We start from the raw sequence: 1029 nt of genomic DNA on the forward strand, positions 1-1029 counted from the left end.
CCACTGAATAACATTATCAGAATTGCTCGTAGAAGGCATAAATTTCAAATCACGATAAATATCAACACCAAGTTCTAATAAATTGAGATCAAGCCTTTTTGTTTTTTTTGTCACATCTGTTTTACCATAGTCGATAAATTTATTAATATTTAAATTTAATTTTAATAAATTTAAAATAAAGTTTATACCAATAGCATTTCTGGGTACGGTGAGTTCCATATTGGGATTAATCATTACATCGACATCAAAACTGGCTTCACTTCTTACCTCAGTTCCTAACGAAAGACTTATATTGTGATCAATTTCAAGGGTAGAATTATTGATTAATTCATTTTCATTTTGATTTAATCCTTGATTAATAAAATTTGGGATATCATTAATATCAAGGCTAAATGAGAAATTAGATTTTTTAGCATAAGTGGCACCTAATAAAGCACTTGCCATGACAGGAGTAACAAAACCATAGTCAACATTTCCTAAATCCCATCTTTTTTCATATCCACCAATCCCCGCTGATAAACCCGCAACCAAAAGATTCTTATTATTATTAATAAAAGAGAAAGTAATCTTATTATCTTCACTTTTTGATAATGTGATAGAGTGCGATTTTACATAAGAAGCTAATAAAAAGGCGTTAACCCCTATATTATTTGGTAGTTGAAAAGCATTAATACCGAAGAAGGCTCGAATATCATTATGGTGATTAATGGTAATATTTTCTTTATCTTTTAGCGAATTAACCAACGAATAAATCACCTCACCTTGTGTTGTACTATTTTTTACACCTTTAACAGCACGATTTAACACATCATAGCTTTTCCCTATATTTTCTTTAATACCATATAATGCCATCGGCTTGCTGTTATATACAGAAGTCGAAGAGTTAATAAGTTGCTTTATATTACAAAATAATCCTCTAAATCCAGGATCAACAGCTTTTGCAATATTTTTCACCATTGCCTTATATTCTTTTAATGCATATTGCTCTTTAGCTTTATTAATATTTAATCGAGCATTATCAATAAAAGA

The 1029-nt window shown here is 29.3% G+C and carries 1 pseudogene; it reads right to left on the reverse strand.

From position 1 onward, the window contains the following. Positions 1-1029 (reverse strand): annotated as a pseudogene (locus tag ACWPWK_RS19050) (hypothetical protein); the annotation flags it as partial.

The organism is Proteus sp. Marseille-Q3619 (genome assembly GCF_965283115.1).